This is a genomic window from Oceanibacterium hippocampi (assembly GCF_900172325.1).
In the GTDB taxonomy this organism is placed as follows: Bacteria; Pseudomonadota; Alphaproteobacteria; order Sneathiellales; family Sneathiellaceae; genus Oceanibacterium; species Oceanibacterium hippocampi.
The window spans coordinates 875,204-894,837 of the sequence record NZ_FWFR01000002.1 but is presented as its reverse complement, the minus strand read 5'-3'; the positions used below and the strand labels follow the sequence as shown (position 1 = coordinate 894,837).

Below are 19,634 nucleotides of genomic sequence, written 5' to 3'. Positions count from 1 at the left end.
GCCGGGAGGGCTGTGAACATGGGCGCGAACCGGGTAAACGGCGGGCCTTCTCCCGTTGAGGCCGATTATGACCTGGTGGTCGCGGGATCCGGCGCGGGCGGCCTTGCCGCTGCCGTGACCGCCGCGGTCAACGGCCTGCGGGTACTGGTGATCGAGAAGGAGGCGTTCATCGGCGGCACAACGGCCCGATCGGGCGGCGTGCTCTGGTTGCCCTGCAACCCAGTCCTGAAGGCGGCCGGCATCGACGATTCCCTGGAAGAGGCCCGCCGCTACCTGGAGGGGCAGACGGGCCCGCACTTCGACGCGTCCCGTGTCGACGCCTTCCTGGAGAATTGCGCTGCGATGGTCGAATTCTTCGAGCGCCGGACGGAGGTGCGCTTCGTGCCGTTGCCGGGCTTCGCCGATTATCACCCGAACGCGGACGGCGCCAGCCTGCAGGGACGGGCCATTCTGGCGGCCCCCTATCATGCGCGGCATCTTGGCCGCGAGATACGGCGTCTGCGTCCGCCGCTGCGCGTGTTGACCTTTGTCGGAATGATGTTCAACGCGAGCCAGGAAGTCGCCCATTTCTTCAACTGCACGCGCTCCGTCCGCTCCGCAGCCTATGTGGCGCGTCGGCTGGTCGAGCATGCCGGCGAGATGCTGCGATACGGCCGGCCGCAACGGATCACGAACGGCAATGCTCTCGTTGCCCGGCTGTTTCGCAGCGCCCTCGACGCCGGTGTCGATATCCGGACCGAGGCGGCACTTGAGGAAATTGTCCGGGAGGATGGGCAGACGCACTCTGTGCGGGTTCGCCGCAACGGCACGATCGAAACGGTGAGAACGAAACGCATCGTCCTGGCGACCGGCGGATTTCCGCAAAGCACCGAACTTCGCCGCCGCAATTTCCGCCACGCGCCGACCGGTGCGGAGCACTGGTCGCCGGCGCCGCCCGGCAACACGGGCGACGGATGGCAGATCGCGGAGCGTATCGGCGCGGAGACCTGTGCGGAGCTTCCCAACAACGGCGCGTGGATCCCGGTTTCCCTGGTGCCGCGGAGACAAGGGGCGCCGGATGTCTTCCCGCATCTCATCGATCGCTACAAGCCGGGCATAATCGCGGTCAACCCGAAGGGCGAGCGGTTCGTCAACGAAGCCGACTCCTATCACGACTTCGGAGAGGCCATGCAGCGCCACTGCGCGACCGACGGCATGGCGCCGCAGGCCTGGCTGATCTGCGATCACCGTGCCATTCGTCGCTATGGGCTAGGTTTTGCGAAGCCGTTCCCGCTGCCTTTGTGGCCGCATCTTCGGTCCGGCTACCTGCTGCGTGCAGACTCGCTGGACGCGCTCGCGCGCAAGGCAGGGATCGCGCCGGAGAGCCTCGTGCGCACCGTCGAAGCCTACAATCTGCACGCGGGGCAGGGCGAGGATCCCGCTTTCGGGAAGGGCAGCACGGCTTACAACCGCTATCTGGGCGATGCGACTCACCGGCCCAATCACTGTGTCGCGCCGCTCGCCAGGGGACCCTATTACGCGTTGCGTCTGGTGATGGGGGACCTTGGCACGTTCGCCGGGATCCGCACGGATGCGCGCGCGCGCGTGATGGACCGGCAGGGGGCTCCGCTGCCGGGCGTGTATGCCGTCGGCAACGATGCCCTGAGCATCATGGGCGGGAACTATCCCGGGGCCGGCATCACGCTCGGCCCCGCCATGACCTTCGGCTATATCGCGGGACTGGACATCGCCGGAGCCGTTGCCGCCGATCGACCCGCCGCCGACGCCGGTCCGGACGCCGCGACCGGTTCCCACGAGGCGGCCTGATGAACGCGGAGACTTTCACCGAGGCTGCCGGCTCGTCCCGGCTTTCGCTGCGCGTCGCCGATGTGCGGCGGGAAGCGGAGGATATCGTCGCCATCGAGCTGGTCGACCCGAACGGCGGAGCACTGCCGACATTCGAGGCGGGCGCGCATGTCGACGTTTTCACCCCCGGCGGCGCGGTGCGGCAATATTCCCTGTTCAACGATCCCGCGGATTCCAGTCGCTATCGGATCGCTGTGTTGTGGGATCGTAACGGGCGCGGCGGCTCGCGTTCGATGCATGAAGCCGTCCGGCCCGGCGGGATCCTCCAGGTGAGCAGGCCGCGAAACCAGTTCCGACTGGCCGCGGATGCCGCGCGACATGTTCTGGTGGCGGGCGGGATCGGCATCACGCCACTGTTGAGCATGGCGGAAGTTCTGCTTCGCCAGGGTACCGATTTCGCCCTGCATTACTGCACGCGGTCGATCGAACGAACGGCGTTTCTCGCGCGGATCGGCGAGAAGGACCTGCGCGACCACGTCCATCTTCATCTGGACGATGGCGCGCCCGACCAGCGCCTCGACTTCAGCGCTCTCTTCGAGGGCGAGTCGAATGAGGGCGCGCACCTCTACTACTGCGGACCATCCGGGTTCATGGCGGCCGTCGAAGCCGCGGCGGCGGCTGCCACCTGGCCGGCAGGGCGCCTTCACTGCGAGTATTTCGCCGTTGCCCCGTCAGCCCGACCGGCCGATACCGCCAAGGGCTTCGTCGTAACGTTGGCGAAATCGGGTATCGATGTTCCGGTCGGTCCTTCGGAAACCGTCGTGCAGGCCCTCCAGGGACGGGGCATCTTCATCAGTACGGCTTGCGAGCAGGGCTTCTGCGGAACCTGCATCACGGGCGTGCGCGCGGGACTGCCGGATCATCGGGACACCGTGCTCTCGGACGCGGAGAAGGCGCGGAACGACTGCTTCACGCCCTGCTGCTCGCGCTCGCTGACGGACATTCTGGTCATTGACCTCTGATATCCGTCCGCGCGAAGCGGCGACGGTGCTTCTGCGCTGCCAATGAACGCAGTATCGGCGCGCGGCGTTTCAACGACCCAGCAAACGGCCCGGACGTTCACCTGTCGTGGCACCCCGATTCCAGACCTCGCGACCGTTCACCATGACCCGATGAATCCCGGCCGAGGGACGGTCCGGGCGCTCGAAGGTCGCAAGATCGATCACTTCATCGCGGTCGAACAATACAAGATCCGCGTAATTCCCCGCTTTCAACTCGCCGCGTCCCTCGAGCCCGAAATACCGGGCGGACAGTCCGCTCATCTTCCGCACGGCATCCTCGAGCGTCAGCAGAGCATCCTCACGCACGTAGCGTCCGAGCACGCGCGGAAAGGTGCCCCACAGGCGGGGATGCGGGTGTCGATCGTGCGGCAGTCCGTCCGAACCGACGACCGTATTCGGGAATGCGAGGATCCGCTTCACGTCCGCTTCGTCCATGACGAAGTAGATGCCGCCGGCGGGAGAGAGGCGCCCGATCGCTTCGTCGACATCGACCTGCCATGCCGCCGCGATCTCGTCCAGCGGCTTGCCGGCCAGTTCCGGATGGGGTGTCGACCAGGAAACGAGGACCCGCGCACTCATCGCCACCAGTTCGGAGTTGAGGATCGTTGACGCCGCGGAATAGGGGTAGACGTCGAGCCCCACGTCCTGTCGGCCCATGGCCGCGGCAATTCGAGCGAGCGTCGCATGCGACCGGCCATAGTTCTTCGCCCCCATGCACTTGTGGTGCGAGATGATCACCGGGACCTCGGCCGACCGTCCGATCAGGAACGTCTCCTCGAGCGCTTCCTCGACACCGTCCGCCTCGTCCCGCATATGGGTCGTGTGGATACCTTGCCCGCCGGCCATTGCCCTCGACAGTTCGATGACCTCTTCGGTCTCCGCCGCGCGCGCGGTCGGGTAGAACAAACCGGTGCTGAGGCCGATCGCCCCCGATGCGAGCGCCTCTTCGAGGAGGCCGCGCATTGCCGCGATTTCCTTGCCGCTCGCGGTTCGGTCGAGAGCGTCCATCACGCCGACCCGCAGCGTTGAATGTCCGACTAGCGCCGCAACATTGACCGCGGCGGGGTCGGCCTCCAGCCGAGCCGCATAACTGCTGAAACTGTCGAAGAACTCGTTTCTGTCTGGTGACAGGAGGTCGAGAGGCGGGGGCGGCGGGCCGGATGACACCAGGGGCGACAGGCTGATCCCGCAATTGCCGACGATGACGGTGGTGACACCCTGGCTGACCTTGCATGCCATCTGCGGATCAGCCAGCACCGCGCGATCGTCGTGGGTATGCACATCGATGAAGCCCGGCGCGAGAACCAGGCCCCGCGCGTCGATTATCCGTCCGGCAGCGCAGTCGCCGAGTTCTCCGATCGCGAGGATGCGATCATCCTTTATCGCCAGGTCTCCAAGGCGCGCGGGCGCGCCCGTCCCATCGACGATCAGTGCGTCTCGTATCAGGATATCGGCCGGTGAGGGAGAGCTCTGGGAATCGGTCATCTCGCAGCTCCGGTCTCAACTCGCATAGTCTGGTTGCTCTCGGTCGAGCTTGCGCCGGAAGGCCTGCCACATGGAGACGGGCTGCTGGTCCAGACGCTCGAAGAGCGCAGCGCCGTCGGCGCAAGCCTTGGCGGAGGGCACGACAATCGGCCGTCCCATGGATAGGGCCGCGACCTGAACCTGACATGCCTTTTCCAGGTAGAACATCCTGTGAAAGGCGCTGGCGATGGTATGGCCGCAGGTGAGCAGGCCATGGTTCTCCATGATCAGCGCCTTCGCATCGCCAATCGTCTCTATCAGGCGCTTCTTCTCGTGATCGTTGAAGTGGATCGTGTCGAAGGAATAGGAGGCGATCCGTTCATGGAAGTGCAGCGCCATCTGGTTGAGGGGCAGAAGACCCTCCTTGAGGGCCGCGACCGCCATGCCGGCCGTGGTATGGGTGTGGACCACGCAGTGGGCATCGGGACAACCCATATGGATCGCGCTGTGGATATCGAAGCCCGCCGGGTTGACCTTGGCCCCATCGTCGTCGATGAGTTCGCCACGGACATTGATCTTCACGAGGCTGCTTGCCGTGATCTCCTCGAACATCCTCCCATAGGGATTGATCAGGAAGGTCGGTTCCTCCGCCGGCACGCGCACGGAGATATGCGTGAAAATCGCGTCATCCATGCCATGCAGCGCAATGAGGCGATAGGCTGCCGCCAGGTCCAGTCGCAGGTCCCATTCTAGATCGGAAAACCGGCGAACTCCGTGCGGAAAAGTCTGATTCATTTGGCTCTCTCCACATCTATCAGGCTAAGGGACGGCTCGTTACTTGAAGAGCATCGGAATGGTGAGGGAAAGTGCGGGCACGAAGGTGATCACGAGCAAGGCAGCGATCGAGGCGAAGAGAAAGGGAAGTACTTCGCGCGCGGCGTCCTCGAAGGGAATCCTGGCGATACGACTGGTGACGAAGAGGCACAGTCCTACCGGCGGCGTGATCGCACCGATCATGAGATTGACGTTGAGAACGACCCCGAAATGAACAGGGTCGATGCCGTACTTCTGGATCATGGGCAGGAAGAAGGGGACGAAGATCACCATCGCGGCGAAGTTGTCCAGAAACATGCCGACGAGCAGCAATACCAGGTTGATCACCAGAAGAAGGACGAAGGGATCGGTCGTGACGGTTTCCATGACCCCGGCGATCGAATGGGGCACCTGCTCCGAGACGAGGATCCAGGAGAGAAGGGACGCCGAGGCGATCATCAGCAGGATTTCGCCGACCGATCTGCCGACCTGCAATAGGCTCTTGTAGGCATCCGCGAAACTGAGTGACCGAAGGAACAGGGCGACGACGACGCCATAACCGACCGCAACGGCCGCTCCCTCGATCGGCGTGAAGACGCCGCCCCGGATCCCGCCGACGATCACGATCGGCATGATCAGGACCGGGATCGCCCGTATCAGCGACGGCCGCAGCGGGGGTACGTCGATCTGGCGCTCGTCGGGCAGCTTGCCCCGTCTTGCCTGTATCTGGACGACGACCATCTGGAAGACGACGATCAGGAAGCCCGGCACAATCCCGGCCAGGAAGAGATCGATGACAGATACTTCCGCAAGCACGCCGTAAAGGATGAAAACGACGCTCGGTGGAATGATGGGCCCGACGATCGAACCCGCAGCAGTAATGGCGGCGACGAAAGAGCGCCGGTAGCCGTGCTCGGCCATGCGCGGCGTCATCAGCGTGGCAATGGCGGATGCGTCGGCCAGGGCCGAGCCGGACATCCCGGCCATCATCAGGTTGGTGCCGAGATTAACCATCGCCAGTCCGGCCCGCATGCGCCCCATGAGCGCCCGGGCAAGTTCAACCAGGCGATGGGTGAGGCCGGCGGCATTCATGATCTCGCCAGCCAGCATGAACAATGGCAAAGCCAACAGCAGGAACTGATCCATGCTGTTGAACATCCTCTGAACAATGAGTTCCGGCGGGATGCCGTCGACGAGGATGTAGAGGGCCGAGGGCAAGCCGATCACAACCCAGATCGGCGCGCCGAATACCAGCAGCCCGAGCGCTCCCAGAACTGCCATCAGCGAGAGAATGGACATTCAGATATCCTTCCCGCTGTCGACGCCCGACGTCTGTTGCGCCTTGCCGGACAGTTCTCTGACGAACCTGGCTATGCTCAGGGCGGCGATCAGAACGCCGCCTATCGGGAAGATCGCATAGATCCAGGCGAGCGGGATGGAGGCTGCCGCCGAGACAGGGCCGTAAGCACGATCGAAGGAAAGATTCCAGCCATAGAAGGCGATGAGACCCGAGAAAGCGATCGTGCTCGGCCACGATATGATCGTGCAGAGCAGGCGAACTGCTGCGATGCGGCTTCTTCTGAACAAGGTGAAGGCAATGAAGTCCTCCGAGCGAAGTCCACTCGCGACACCCAGGACGCCCACCCAGATCAGCAGGAAAGTGCCGACTTCCTCGGTCCAGGAGAGCGAGGAGTTGAGCACGTAGCGGAAGAACACTTGCGCAATTAGCATGCAGGAGATCGTGGCGATCCCGCCCGCGACCAGCCAGTTCAGCATCCTGATCATCGCCAGCTCCTTGTCGGAAAGGCGGACCCGTACCGCGGTTCAGCGATACGGGTCGCCAACCTGCACTGTCAGTCCCGCATCGCGCTGACGGCGTCCTGCCAGCGCTTCAGGTCATCGGCACCGACTTTCGCGGCGATCTCTTCCAGCACGGGCCCCTGCGCCATATCGGCAAGTTTCGCCCGGCTTTCGGCGGTGATTTCATAGACCTGAACGCCCATGGCGGGCAGGTCTACCGTTTCGGCCTTCTCAACATCGGCCTCTGCCATCTTGCGCTGTTCGTTGGTGATGTCGCGGAGTGTCGTGATCACCAGGCTACGCAGATCCTCGGGAAGCTTGTCAAAGAACACCTTGCTGCCAAGCACGACCACCGGGTCGTAGATGTGCCGGGTCAGAGTCAGATGTTTGATGACCTCGTGAATCGGGGTTTGGGAGAAGATGTAGCTGGGGTTCTCCACACCCGAGATGACCCCTTGCTGCAGGGAGGAATACACCTGCGCCCAGCCGATCGGGGTGGGATTGGCGCCCAGACTGCGCCATGCAGTGATGTGGAGCGGCGCCTCCATGGTGCGAAGTCTTAGGCCCTTGACATCCTCGACGCTCTGCATCGGCGACTCGACGGTTCCGAGATTCCGGAACCCCTGTTCCCACACAGCGAGGCCGACAAGTCCGACCGAGTCGAGGTTGGCGAGAAGAAGATCGTCGCCCTGGGCGTCGATGAAGGAACGGGCATGCTTCATGCTGTTGAACTGGAAGGGGATGTCCATCAGCGTGAATGTCGGGTCGAAACCGGCGATTACCCCGTTCGGCGTCAGGGTGATCTCCACCGTGCCGGCCTGAAGACCTTCCACGCCCTCCCGCTGGCCCGCCAGCTGACTCGAATGGAAGATCCGGATCTCGAGTTTTCCCCCGGACTTCTCTTCCACGGTTTCCTTGAACTGCACCATCGCACGGTGTGCGGGGTGCGTCACGGTGACCGCGTGCGAAACCTTGAGTGTATAGGTTTCCGCCTGGGCAGTGGCCGGCAGCGCCGACAAGCCGACGACCGCAGCCACTGTTCCGACGATACCGATGATTCTTCCCAGATTATTCATTGTGCTCTCCCGTTTTCTTGCCTTGTCGACGGCGGCGATACGGCGCTGGAAGCCATTGCCCGCCTTGGCGGTGCTCGCGACGACAGTGTATTGCATACGGTTTTTTGTATACCATCGTCAATCCGCAATATGTTATGTACGGTTCGTCAATGCGCAACGCGGCCAACTGGTGTGGTGTGCGCGTTAGGAAGAGGGCGTAGAATCCAGTGGAGCGGTACTCGGTTCGGCGTATACCTGGCGCCGGAGATCCGGTTGTTTCATCGTGATGAAAGAGGATCGGAAGTGGGATGATATGTGTGCGCTGAACGTCACTCGGGAAACGCTGCATCTGAAATGCAAGGAGGCGATCACAACGCTCATTCTCAACGGGGAGTTCAGCCCTGGTGAGCGGCTTGTGGAAGCAAGGCTTGGCGAGATGCTGGGGCTCAGTCGAACGACGGTGCGGTCCGCACTCCAGCAGCTTGTGCAGGAAGGACTGGTCCTCCAGGAGAGCTTTCGCGGCGTGATCGTTCGGCCAATCACGGCCGAGAGTGCGCATGAAACCGCTACGTTACGGGAAGCGCTGGAAGTCCTGGCGGTGCGCAGGGCCGCACTGAAGATCACGGATCAGGAGATCGGAGAGCTCCGCGGGCGGTTCAACGATCTGCTTGAATCGACCGCCACTCGCGACGCTGCCGTCATCTTCCGAAACGACGTGGCGCTGCACAAGCTCATTGTCCGGATCGCCAAGCACGGTCTGCTGTCGACCCATTACGCCATGATCGAGTCGCAAGTGCTTTTCTACATGGCCCATGTCGGCGCGGGCTTCATGGAGCGTGAGGCGCTGTCCCGCCAGCACAAGTCGATGGTCGAAGCCATCTGTGATCATGACCCGGAGGAAGCCGAGCGGGCACTGCACCTTCATTTCGAAGAGGGAACGGGCTTCCTGATACATCTGCTGGAGAAAATGAACCTTCGCTCCCGAAAAGCGGCCTCGCAGGACGGGGAGGACGAGATTGTCTGGCCCTGGGCCAAGCGGACAGACGCGGACTAGAAACCTACCAGGTGAAAAATGACCCCAGAAAGCGTCGCTGACGTTCTAACGCCCGCGCTCCTTCTCGATCGCGAAATTCTCGAAGCGAATTGCCGAAGGATGTCGGCGCGCATGGCCGAGAAGGGTATTTCCCTTCGTCCTCATCTCAAGACGGCGAAGTCGATCGACGTGGCCCGTCGCGCAACCGAAGGGCATTCGGGCGCCATTACCGTTTCGACCCTTGCCGAGGCGCGGTACTTCGCCCTCGGCGGCTTCAGCGATATTCTCTATGCGGTGGGGATGGTGCCCGACAAGGCGGCTGAAGTCGCCTCGTTGCAGAATCAGGGAACGACAATGACCCTGATTACCGACAGCCTGGCATGCGTTACCGGACTGGCCAACAAGGCAGGGCAAATGAAGTGCCATTTCCGCCTCATGATCGAGATCGATTGTGGCGGTTTGCGAGGCGGGCTCGATCCGGAGGCGCCGGAACTCATCACCCTGGCGCAGGCGATCGCGCAATCGCCATACCTGACCCTTGCGGGGGTCATGACCCACGGTGGACATTCCTACGGCGTGCGCGGGCTGGAGAAAGTGCGGGATATTGCCGTCGAGGAACGCCTGGCGGTAACCCGGGCCGCCCAACGGTTGCGCGCCGCAGGTATTCCATGCCCCGTCGTCAGCGCAGGCTCGACCCCGACTGCGGTCGCAGCTGACGATTTCGAGGGACTGACGGAAATGCGACCCGGCGTCTACATGTTCAATGATCTTGACCAGGTCGGAATCGAATCCTGCCAGGTGGCCGATCTGGCGCTTTCCGTGATCTGCAGTGTCATCGGTCATAATCCGCGCAGCGGACGTATTCTGATTGATGCCGGTGCACTGGCCCTTTCCAAGGATACGGGCGGTCAGCGTTTCCTGCGTGATGTCGGGTACGGCCGCGTCTGCGATGCCAGGGGAAGACAGTTCGACGGATTGTTCGTCAGCGAAGTACACCAGGAACATGGACTTGTTGCCAGTGCCAGCGGTCGCCCCGATTTCGACCGCTTCCCGATCGGGATGAAGTTGCGGATCTTGCCGAACCATGCCTGCATCACGGCCGCCGGATACGGTCACTACTGGGTGACGAACCGCCGCGGCGAGATCGAAGCACGCTGGGACAGGCTGAACGGCTGGTGGGATGCCCCGCTGACGGGTTCAGAGCGGGTGAAGCTTTCAGCCGGATCGTAAGCGAAGGCCAGGGAGCCGGCGAAGCCCGGCGACGGTGAATACTGGCCGCCACGGCCTGATTTACCGGGCCGGGCGTCATAGGGCTGTTCGCGCAGACCGTGCGGTCGCGGAACGATACCGGCGCCGCCGCTCATGGCAGGTCGTTGGGCAATTCGGCGTTTCCCGGGCGCGCGTTCTCTCGTCGAGGCAGAAATCGCGCGTTCGTCCGATTGCTCCAGCCGGATACTGATGCCTTGCTCAGCGGACCGTATCCGGAACGCTAGTTCAACACATCCGGCAGCGACACACGGATGATGCGATTGGTGCTCGACTGATGGATCAGGAGATCGCCGTCCGCGGTCCGGCGCATGTGGCGGACGATGCCGGCATGGACGTTGCCCGAGGGGACGGCCCAGCTCTGGAAGGTCTCATCGCGTGGATCGAAGCGGACCAGCGCATCCGGCCGCACGCCCGACTCGTTGTACCAGACGATACCGTCGACGACGGCGATCGCGTAGGGGTGCGAGTCCGGCCCGCTCGGCGATGGCCATTCGTCGATCTTGCCGGTCCCGGGGTCGTAACGGCCGAGCCGGCCCTTGCGTGAATTGACGTACCAGATCATCCCGTCTTCGGCGATGTCGAGACGGCGAACGGTGCTGTCCGGCAACGGCAGTTCGATCTCGGTCACTTCCATTGTCGCCGGATCGACCCTGAGCAGGCAGTTGCTGCCGTTGCAGGCGACCCAGGGCACGCCGTCACTGTCGATCTTGATGCCGTAGGGCCGCGCCCCGGGGGTCTTGGGCGAGACCAGCTTGACGTTGCCGGTCGCCGGGTCCAGCCGGCCGATCATGTTGCTCTGCTGCAGGGTGAACCAGAGGATCCCGTCATGGTCGAACTCGGCGGTATGCGGATCGCGCGCCGCCGGATCGGGCATAGGGTAGACAGTGATCTCGCCGGTCGCCGCGTCGAGCTTGCCGATCGTGCCGTCACCATTGCCGGTGTACCAGGCATTGCCGACGCCATCGAGCGTGACGCTGTGCGGCCTGGCCTCTCCCGGCAGCGGGTATTCCGTCATGGCGCCGGTTTCAGGATCGATGCGGCCGACGAGATTTCCCCATTGGCCGACCCACCATATCGATCCGTCGGAAGCCTCGACCGGATCCCGGGCGCGCTGGCCGAGCGTCGGCACCACCCATTCGGTAAAGGCGATCTCCACGTCGCCGGGGACCAGCGTCGCCGTGCGCCGCTCGTTCGGCGGGAAGTGCGTCGCGAGATACCCGACGATCTGGCGCTGCTCTTCCGGGCCGCCGGACAGATCGATCATCGTCCCGATCAGCTCGCGCCAATCGTCAGCGGTATAGCCGGAACTGCGCATGATCTGGTTGGTGCCGTGGCAGGCGGTGCATATAGCCTCGACCACATCGCGGCCCTCGCCCTCGGGAAGCCCGGCGGCGCTGGCCGGACCCCGGGCGACAGCAAATGCCACGATTCCAGTCAAGAGAAACAGCCTGAGCATGACGTTCCACCAGTGAGAATGATCCGATAATGTAGTCGCCGCCATCTTCCGCCTGCCGCAGATACGGTTCAAGGGGATCCGTGGCGGCTCGCCTGACGATAACGCAGAGTTGAGCCGTCGCGATCCAGCTCTTGCCCGACATTCGCCTGTTGGAGCGGTTTCGAGGCCCGAGATTGCACCGGCGTCACTTTCCCGACAAGTTGCGCGCCGGCCGGGTGCGGCGCGCGACTCTTCCGCGCTGCCCGGTGCTCCTCCGGAACGGGCGAGCCTGCCCCGGGTGAGGGATCGGACGATGCAGGGATCGAGCAGCCCGCGTTGCCCTAGGTTCCCGTATCCGCGTTCCGGTCCCGCTCGGCCGCTTCCGTGCCTATCAGCCAGTTGCGGAATGCCTCGACCTCATCGCGATCGGCGACAGCACCCCGCATCACGAGGTAGTAGGCCTCCCGGATCGGCAGGCGGTATTCGAACGGTGAACACAGGATCCCGCGGTCCATGAACGGCCGGGCAAAGCTCTCGTGGATCAGGGCCGCGCCGAAACCGGCCGCGATCGTCTGCAGCGCGATCAGCGATGAATCGGCCTTCAGCCATACCGGGGGCTCGGGATAGTCCAGCCCGAAACGCTCCGAGAGCCGACTCCATTCAACCTCGGAACCGAGCACGGGCACGATGCCGGCCGCCAGCAGCTCCTGAACCCGCGGCTTCGTGCCGAAGGACCGCAAATGGTCGGGGTGACAGACGACGGTGGCGACCTCGTCGCCGAGCTTCCGGATCTCGGGCTCATCCCAATGGCCGGTCCCGTATCGGATGTCGAGGTCGATCGTCTCGTTGTCCATCCGGTCGGACCAGACCGCCGTCGACAGGGAGAGCTCGATATCGGGATGGAGGTCGTGAAAGGCTTTCAGCCGCGGGGCGAGGATCAGCGTCGCATAGCTGATCGAGGCGCGAATCCCGACCTTGCGCCTGCGCCGGACGGTGAAAAGGCCCTCCGTCGCGTCCTGTATCTCGGTAAAGGACTTGCGGATCGGCAGGGCGTAGGCCTGCCCCATGTCGGTCAGCGCGACGCCGCGTGGCAGACGCCGGAACAACTGGATACCCAGGTGCCGTTCGAGCAGGCGGATCTGCTGGCTGACAGCTGCCGGGGTCAGGTTCAACTCCGCCGCGGCATCGGAGAAGCTGCTGTGGCGCGCCGCGGCCTCGAAGGCTCTGAGCCATGTCACATGGGGCATTCGGATGGGGCACCTGTGGCGTTACGCGCGCCGGCCGGCCGGCGCCTCATGCCGGCCATTCTGCAGGAGTTGCCGGCGGTTTGTATGTCAGAAAGCGTCAAAATGAACCGCCCCTGAGGCACAAAAGCGGTTGCTTGCAACGGCAGCCCGGCTGAGATCACATCCGCTGTACCACACGGGACCGTCGCGGCATGGATCAGACATCGTACGATTACATCGTTGTGGGTGCCGGTTCGGCTGGCTGCGCGCTCGTGGAACGGCTGACCCGGGATGGCCGCACGCGGGTGCTGTTGCTCGAGGCAGGGGGCTCCGACCGGCAGTTCTGGATCAAGGTGCCCATCGGCTATGGCGTCAACTTCGCGAACCCGCGCCTGAACTGGAACTACCACGCCGAACCGGATGCCGGGCTGAACGGACGCGTCATCTACTGGCCGCGCGGCAAGGTGATCGGCGGGTCGAGCTCGATCAATGCCATGGCCTACATGCGCGGTCTGCCGCATGACTTCGACGATTGGGAACGCGCCGGTGCCGAGGGATGGTCCTGGCAGGCTGTCCGCCCCGTCTATGAACGAATGGAACGGCACCTGGAGCGCGACGCCGACGGCCGGCCACGCCAGCGGGGTGAGGGGCTTCTTCCGGTCAGCGATCTGAGCGACCAAATGGACCCGTTCTCCGAACGCTTCCTCGCCGCCGCGGAGGCATGCGGATGGGCCTGTTGCACGGATCTCAGTACCGTCACGGGCGAAGGCGTGGGCTATTATCGGAGCACCGTGCGTCACGGCTTGCGATGTTCAGCGGCGGATGCCTTTCTCGCTCCCGCCCGGCGGCGCGGGAACCTGCGGGTCGTGACCCGCGCGACGGTCGAACAGGTAACATTCGACGGCCGACGAGCCACCGGGCTGCGCTTTCGGACCGGCGGCGACGTTCTCGACGTCCGTGCCGGGCGCGAGGTGATCCTCTGTGCCGGGGCCATCAACTCGCCGAAGCTGCTGCAACTGTCGGGTATCGGTCCGCCCGCTCTGCTCCGTCGGCACGGGATCCCGGTCCTGCACGATCTCGGGGAGGTCGGGCGCGGACTCCAGGACCATCTGGCGATTTCGCATGTCTTTCGCGCCACGGCTCCGACATTGAACAACATCCTGGGACGCATGCGCCCGCGCCTGTTCGCCGGGTTGCGTTATGTCGCGACCCGGCGCGGGCCGCTCGGCGTTCCGGTCAATCAGGTCGGCGGCTACCTGAGGAGCGATCCGGCGTGCGCCGAGCCGGACATGCAGATCTACTGCAATCCACTGTCCTACGGCAGCGCGGCCGATGGACGCCCGGTGCCCGATCGCGAACCGGGCTACCTGCTCAGCGCGCAACTCTGTCGCCCGGACAGCCGGGGCGACATCGCCATCCGGTCGGCCGATCCGAAGGACGCGCCGCTCATCCGGCCCAATTCCCTGGCGACCGAGCATGACCGGGCAGGCGCCCGGCGAGCGCTGCGGATCATCGACCGGCTGGCCGCGGCGCCGGCGCTGGCCGGGGTAACCCGCGAGCGGCTGGCGCCGGATCCCGGCCTGACCGATCCGAATGCGCTGATGGAGGATTTCCGGGCCCGTGCCTCGACCGTCTTTCACCCGACCTCGACCTGCCGGATGGGGCGCGGGCCGGGGGACTCGGTGCTCGACGCGCGGCTCCGCGTGCACGGATTGTCAGGGTTGCGGGTGGTCGACAGTTCCGCCTTTCCGAATGTCACCTCGGGCAACACCAATGCGCCGACAATGATGCTGGCGACGCGGGCTGCCGATATGATCCTCGAAGATGCAGCGACCAGAGACCACGAAAGGGTTCTCATCCATGCGCCTTGAGACCATCGAAACCTTCGTCTTCGGCAATCCGCCACCGCGACACGGCGGGCGGTACTTCATCTTTGTCCGCCTGACCACGGCCTGCGGCATTTCCGGCGTGGGCGAGATCTACAACGCGACCTTCGGGCCCGATCTGTGCGCCGCCATGGCGGTCGACATGTTCGCCCGCCACTTCGCGGACGCCGATCCGCACCACGTCGAGAAACTCTGGCGGCAAAGCTACGGCGCGGGTTTCACCCAGCGGCCCGATGTGACCGTGATGGGCGTGCTCAGCGGGCTCGAGATGGCCTGCTGGGACATTATCGGCAAGGCGGCGGATCAGCCGGTCTACCAGTTGCTCGGGGGCAAGGTGCATGACCGGCTCCGCAGCTACACCTACCTCTATCCGCCCGAAGGCGACGTCTATCCGGCGCCGGGGACGCCCAGCGTCTACGACAATCCCGATCTTGCCGCCGAAGTCGCATTGCAGATGGTCGACAAGGGCTTCACCGCCGTGAAGTTCGACCCCGCCGGCCCCTACACCATCTACGACGGGCACCAGCCCCGGATGGAGGATCTGACCCGCTCCGAGATGTTCTGCAGGCGCATCCGCGAGGCGGTTGGCGACCGCGCCGACCTGCTCTTCGGCACCCATGGCCAGTTCTCCGTCTCGGGCGCCAAGCGCATGGCCCGCCGGCTGGAGCCCTATGACCCGCTCTGGTTCGAGGAGCCGACGACGCCGGAGAACCCCGCCGACATGGCCGAGATCGCGCGCTTTACCTCGATCCCGGTGGCGGCAGGCGAGAGGCTTTGCACCAAGCATGAATTTGCCCGGCTGCTCGAGGCAGGGGCCGCCTCGATCCTGCAGATGAACCTCGGCCGCGTCGGCGGCATCCTCGAGGCGAAGAAGATCGCCGGCATGGCCGAGACCCGGCAGGCGCAGATCGCACCGCATCTCTATTGCGGGCCGGTGGTCGCCGCCGCGAACATCCAGATCGCGGCCTGCAGTCCGAACTTCCTCATCCTTGAAAGCATCGGGACGTTCGACGGTCCCTACATGTCTTGTCTCAAGACCGAGATCGACTGGGAGGATGGCTATGTCCTTCCCCCGACCGCGCCGGGCCTCGGCATCGAACTCGACGACGCGGCCATCGCCGCATCGCCCTACAAGGACGGGGACCTGCATCTGACCATGGCGCAGACACCCGTCCTTCCCTGATACCCGAAAGGACCGAGGTGCAGATTCTCGACAGGTTCTACATTGGCGGTGAGTGGGTCTCGCCTGTTGGCACCGAAACGCTGCCGATCATGAATCCGGCCAGCAACAGCCGGATCGGCACGCTTGCGCTCGGCAATGCAGCGGATGTGGACCGCGCCGTCGCCGCGGCGAGGGAGGCGTTCGAGAGTTACGCGCGCACGACGAAGGCGGAAAGGCTGGCGCTGTTGCACCGCCTGCTCGACCTGACCAGGAGGCGCCAGGGCGACCTGGCCCGTGCCATGACCGCCGAGATGGGGGCGCCCGCCACGATGTCCCATGACGTGCAGGCCGAGAGCGGCATCGGCCATCTAGAGTCCTTCATCGAGGCGCTGGAGGCGCTGGACGAGGAAGAGACCCTGCCCAACGGCGACATCCTCACGCGCGAGCCCATCGGCGTCGTCGGCATGATCACGCCCTGGAACTGGCCGATCAACCAGATTGCCCTGAAGGTCATCCCGGCGCTGGCCACCGGCGCGACCTGCGTGCTCAAGCCCTCCGAGCACACGCCGCTGTCGGCCAATATCTATGCCGAGATCGTTCATGAGGCGGGCTGTCCGGCCGGTGTCTTCAACCTCGTTCACGGCGACGGGCCCACGGTCGGGGCGGCGCTGTCGCGTCACCCGGATGTGGCGATGGTGTCGTTCACGGGCTCGACCCGCGCCGGCGTCAACGTGTCGCGCAATGCCGCCGAGGGGGTCAAGCGCGTGACGCTGGAACTGGGCGGCAAGTCCCCCAACCTCGTCTTCGCCGATTGCGATCTCGAAAGGCGCATCGCCGAGGGCGTGGCCGAATGCTTCGACAACACCGGGCAGTCCTGCAATGCGCCCACCCGGATGCTGGTCGAGCGATCCTGCTACGACCGGGCGCTGGAACTGGCCAGGGCCGCCGCCGAGGCGCAGAAGGTGGGCGACCCGGCATTGGAGGGCGACCATATCGGCCCCCTGTTCGACCGCATTCAGTATGACCGGGTGCAGGCAATGATAAAGGCGGGCATCGCGGAGGGCGCAACCCTGCTCGCCGGCGGTCCGGGCAAGCCGGAGGGGCTGGAGCAGGGATGGTTCGTCCGCCCGACGATCTTTGCCGACGTGACAAACGACATGCGTATCGCCCGCGAGGAGATCTTTGGTCCTGTGCTGGTGATGATGCCCTTCGACACCGAGGACGAGGCCATCCGTATCGCCAACGACACCGACTATGGCCTGGCCGCCTTCGTGCAGACCGGCGATGCCGAGCGGGCGCGGCGCGTCGGCGACAGGCTGCGCGCCGGCGTGATCGCGGTGAACGGGCGCGGGCCGGGCTACGGCTCGCCCTTCGGCGGTTACAAGAAATCCGGTAACGGGCGCGAAGGCGGGATTCTCGGGTTGGAGGATTACCAGGAGATCAAGGTGCGTCCGCCCTTCGCGCCCTGACGGTCCCGATCCGGACCGCCGACGTTGGCCGGGATTGAGGGCACCCTTCGAGAGAGCCGAGCCATGAAACTCTTTGCCAATGATCTGATCGATCTCGAGACCTATCCGATCTCGACACCCGGGCCGGCCCGCGACGCGATCCTTGCGGATGCCCGTGAAGCGCTCGATCGTCGGGGATGCGCGGTGCTGAAGGGCTTCCTGACACCCGCCGGTATCGCGGCCGCGGTGGCCGAGGCCGACGGCGTCGCCGACAAGGGGCACCGCAGCTATTCCCGCACCAACGCCTATTTCACCGCCGAAGACTTCAGCCTTCCCGAATCCGACCCGCGACGGAGGTTCTTCGACCGCTCCAACGCATTTGTCCCGGCCGACAACTTCCGGCCCGCCGGCGCATTGCGAACGGTGTTCGATTGCGATGGCTTCGACGATTTCATCCGGGAGTGCCTGCGGGAATCGCCAGACCGCTTCTTCCGCTATGCTGACCCGCTGGCGGACGTGATCGTGAATGCCGCCGGCGAAGGCAACGGATTTCCCTGGCATTTCGACACCAACAATTTCACCGTCACTCTGGCGCTGCAGAATGCCGACCGTGGCGGCACGTTCGAATATGCGCCGATGATCCGTGACAGCCTCGACGAGCACTTCGAGGATGTTGCGAGGGTCCTCGACGGAACCTCGGACAGGGTCGTTTCGCTCGAACTCCAGCCGGGCGATCTGCAGTTGTTCAAGGGGCGGTATTCGTTGCACCGCGTTGCGCCGCTGGAAGGTCCGACACCCCGCTATGTTGCGATCTTTTCATATGTCGATGCACCGGGCATGGTCGGCAGCGTCGAACGCACCCGCCAGCTTTACGGACGCACGCTGCCAGTCCATCACGAACGGGCCGGGCAGCGCGCCGACTCGCTGATCGACTGATCGGGGCCGGCATTCGCAGCGCCCGGATCGCCGTCCGGAGCGTGTCGTGCTTGAGTCTCCGCGGGCTCTTGTGCCGCAGCTTTCGTGGCGAGAGGTCAGGCCGGTATCATCTGCGATATCTCCTCGCACGCACCGTCAAAGCCCTGCTTTGCCAGCACGCGATAGGTGCTGCGCAGGGCCCCCCGGTCGGTGTAGCAGCCGCGAAGGTGGCGTTTGCCGCTGTCGGCGACGTAGCCTTCGCGGCCATGCACGATGCGATGGTTGTCGAAGATCACGCAATTGCCCGCCTCGGAGCGGAAGCGCACGAGGAAGCGGTCCTCATGGAGCATCTTCAGGAACCTGATGATAGCCGGGTAATAGCTGTCGAGCAGGACCTGCGGCAGGTCCATCGTGTCCTGAAGGTGCTGGGAGATCGTCACCCCGGTCACGCGGCCCTCGGGGTCGGTCTCGATCACCCGCTGGTAGGCGCGATAATCCCAGTTGTCGTGGCGATAGAAGAAGGGAATCTTGTTGTCTGCCAGCAGGCGAAAGGCGTCGGGGTCCTCTTCGTGCAACGCCTCGGCCACCGCGGCCCCGTCAAGAAACAGGGACAGGCCGCCCTCCACGCTGTTTTCGAGACAATGCAGGAATTGCACGCCAGGCGCGGCCTCTTCGCCGGGCAGGTCGGTATGCATCTCCAGCGGGCCAGCGGTGTAGGCGAGGTTCGTCGGTGCGAGCTCGACACGGACGTCGAAGAAAAGCCCCTCTGCCGACGGCGTGATCGGGCCGATGGCCTGCACCAGCCGGGGCAGGCTGTCCCCGTCGCCGGCCATGTCGGTAACGATGGCGATGCCATCCTCGATGAGCGCGCGGGTCAGCCGGGCCCTGGCATGCGGATCGTTCAGCACCGCCGCCTGCGGAACGCGGGTGAATCTCGGCGCCTGATCGGCATACCACAGCCGGCGCGGCAGGTCGGCGGGATCCTCGGCCCGGCCCCGGGTGGCAAAGGTCTCCAGCAGGTCCAGCGGGATGCGACTGACCTGCGTTTCGGCCTGCCAGTCGATCACGAGCGCCTCGCCCTCGATCCGTGCCGCCCGGGCGCGGGGTAGACCGGGCAGGGAGGCGACGTCGAAGATGCGCTCGCGGGTCTGGCCGTCGATGCAGCTCGGGCAGGCGTCGCGAAGCCAGCAATAGTTGAAATAGGCGAGCCCGTTCGCCAGTGGGACGCTTGCGCCTGTATCGGTCAGGGTGATCGGACGTTCGCTCATCTCTCGGCTTCCCT

General features: G+C 64.6%; 16 protein-coding genes. 8 read left to right on the top strand and 8 right to left on the bottom strand.

Annotated elements, in window-relative coordinates:
* Positions 1 to 18: 18 nt before the first annotated feature.
* Together OCH7691_RS15165 and OCH7691_RS15160 are read left to right on the top strand one after the other, a co-directional pair.
* On the top strand, positions 19 to 1,806 hold the full coding sequence (locus tag OCH7691_RS15165) for an FAD-dependent oxidoreductase (RefSeq protein ID WP_085884369.1): 1,788 nt from the start codon (positions 19 to 21) through the stop codon (positions 1,804 to 1,806).
* Positions 1,806 to 2,807, top strand: a complete 1,002-nt coding sequence (locus OCH7691_RS15160; protein WP_085884368.1) for a PDR/VanB family oxidoreductase — start codon at positions 1,806 to 1,808, stop codon at positions 2,805 to 2,807. Before OCH7691_RS15165 ends, OCH7691_RS15160 begins: the two co-directional genes overlap by 1 nt.
* A 69-nt stretch (positions 2,808 to 2,876) precedes the next feature.
* On the opposite strand, the gene OCH7691_RS15155 is transcribed toward OCH7691_RS15160, so the two are convergent.
* From OCH7691_RS15155 to OCH7691_RS15135, 5 genes are all read right to left on the bottom strand, one after another.
* The gene (locus OCH7691_RS15155; RefSeq protein ID WP_085884367.1) at positions 2,877 to 4,331 is read right to left on the bottom strand and encodes an N-acyl-D-amino-acid deacylase family protein; all 1,455 of its coding nucleotides are present in this window, start codon (positions 4,329 to 4,331) and stop codon (positions 2,877 to 2,879) included.
* 15 nt (positions 4,332 to 4,346) lie between these two features.
* Positions 4,347 to 5,105 (bottom strand): class II aldolase/adducin family protein, encoded by a 759-nt coding sequence (locus tag OCH7691_RS15150; RefSeq protein ID WP_085884366.1) that lies wholly within the window; start codon positions 5,103 to 5,105, stop codon positions 4,347 to 4,349.
* 39 nt (positions 5,106 to 5,144) lie between these two features.
* Positions 5,145 to 6,422, bottom strand: a complete 1,278-nt coding sequence (locus OCH7691_RS15145) for a TRAP transporter large permease (protein WP_085884365.1) — start codon at positions 6,420 to 6,422, stop codon at positions 5,145 to 5,147.
* Positions 6,423 to 6,908 carry a TRAP transporter small permease gene (locus OCH7691_RS15140; RefSeq protein WP_085884364.1) on the bottom strand — a complete coding sequence of 162 codons (486 nt, stop codon included), beginning with the start codon at positions 6,906 to 6,908 and terminating at the stop codon, positions 6,423 to 6,425.
* 68 nt (positions 6,909 to 6,976) lie between these two features.
* Entirely contained in the window at positions 6,977 to 8,095 is a 1,119-nt protein-coding gene (locus tag OCH7691_RS15135; protein ID WP_085884363.1) for a TRAP transporter substrate-binding protein, read from the bottom strand.
* A gap of 169 nt (positions 8,096 to 8,264) precedes the next feature.
* Between OCH7691_RS15135 and OCH7691_RS15130 the strand changes: the two genes are divergently transcribed.
* Both OCH7691_RS15130 and OCH7691_RS15125 read left to right on the top strand, forming a co-directional pair.
* Complete coding sequence (locus OCH7691_RS15130) at positions 8,265 to 9,032, top strand: GntR family transcriptional regulator (protein WP_085884362.1); 768 nt, start codon at positions 8,265 to 8,267, stop codon at positions 9,030 to 9,032.
* Between the two features lie 18 nt (positions 9,033 to 9,050).
* Positions 9,051 to 10,241 carry an alanine racemase gene (locus tag OCH7691_RS15125; protein ID WP_085884361.1) on the top strand — a complete coding sequence of 397 codons (1,191 nt, stop codon included), beginning with the start codon at positions 9,051 to 9,053 and terminating at the stop codon, positions 10,239 to 10,241.
* Between the two features lie 259 nt (positions 10,242 to 10,500).
* Here the strand turns inward: OCH7691_RS15125 and OCH7691_RS15120 are convergent, their stop codons facing one another.
* On the bottom strand, positions 10,501 to 11,736 hold the full coding sequence (locus OCH7691_RS15120; RefSeq protein ID WP_085884360.1) for a Vgb family protein: 1,236 nt from the start codon (positions 11,734 to 11,736) through the stop codon (positions 10,501 to 10,503).
* Positions 11,737 to 12,056: 320 nt separating this feature from the next.
* Entirely contained in the window at positions 12,057 to 12,962 is a 906-nt protein-coding gene (locus OCH7691_RS15115) for a LysR substrate-binding domain-containing protein (RefSeq protein ID WP_085884359.1), read from the bottom strand.
* 191 nt (positions 12,963 to 13,153) lie between these two features.
* Between OCH7691_RS15115 and OCH7691_RS15110 the strand changes: the two genes are divergently transcribed.
* From OCH7691_RS15110 to OCH7691_RS15095, 4 genes are all read left to right on the top strand, one after another.
* The gene (locus OCH7691_RS15110; protein ID WP_085884358.1) at positions 13,154 to 14,812 is read left to right on the top strand and encodes a GMC family oxidoreductase; all 1,659 of its coding nucleotides are present in this window, start codon (positions 13,154 to 13,156) and stop codon (positions 14,810 to 14,812) included.
* On the top strand, positions 14,802 to 16,010 hold the full coding sequence (locus OCH7691_RS15105; protein WP_085884357.1) for a mandelate racemase/muconate lactonizing enzyme family protein: 1,209 nt from the start codon (positions 14,802 to 14,804) through the stop codon (positions 16,008 to 16,010). The genes OCH7691_RS15110 and OCH7691_RS15105 overlap by 11 nt, the downstream gene beginning before the upstream one ends.
* A 17-nt stretch (positions 16,011 to 16,027) precedes the next feature.
* Positions 16,028 to 17,458, top strand: coding sequence for an aldehyde dehydrogenase family protein (locus tag OCH7691_RS15100; protein WP_085884356.1), 1,431 nt, complete (start codon positions 16,028 to 16,030; stop codon positions 17,456 to 17,458).
* Positions 17,459 to 17,521: 63 nt separating this feature from the next.
* Complete coding sequence (locus tag OCH7691_RS15095; RefSeq protein WP_085884355.1) at positions 17,522 to 18,373, top strand: HalD/BesD family halogenase; 852 nt, start codon at positions 17,522 to 17,524, stop codon at positions 18,371 to 18,373.
* A gap of 95 nt (positions 18,374 to 18,468) precedes the next feature.
* Here OCH7691_RS15095 and OCH7691_RS15090 read toward each other — a convergent pair whose 3' ends face one another.
* The gene (locus tag OCH7691_RS15090) at positions 18,469 to 19,620 is read right to left on the bottom strand and encodes a TauD/TfdA family dioxygenase (protein WP_085884354.1); all 1,152 of its coding nucleotides are present in this window, start codon (positions 19,618 to 19,620) and stop codon (positions 18,469 to 18,471) included.
* Between the last annotated feature and the right edge of the window lie 14 nt (positions 19,621 to 19,634).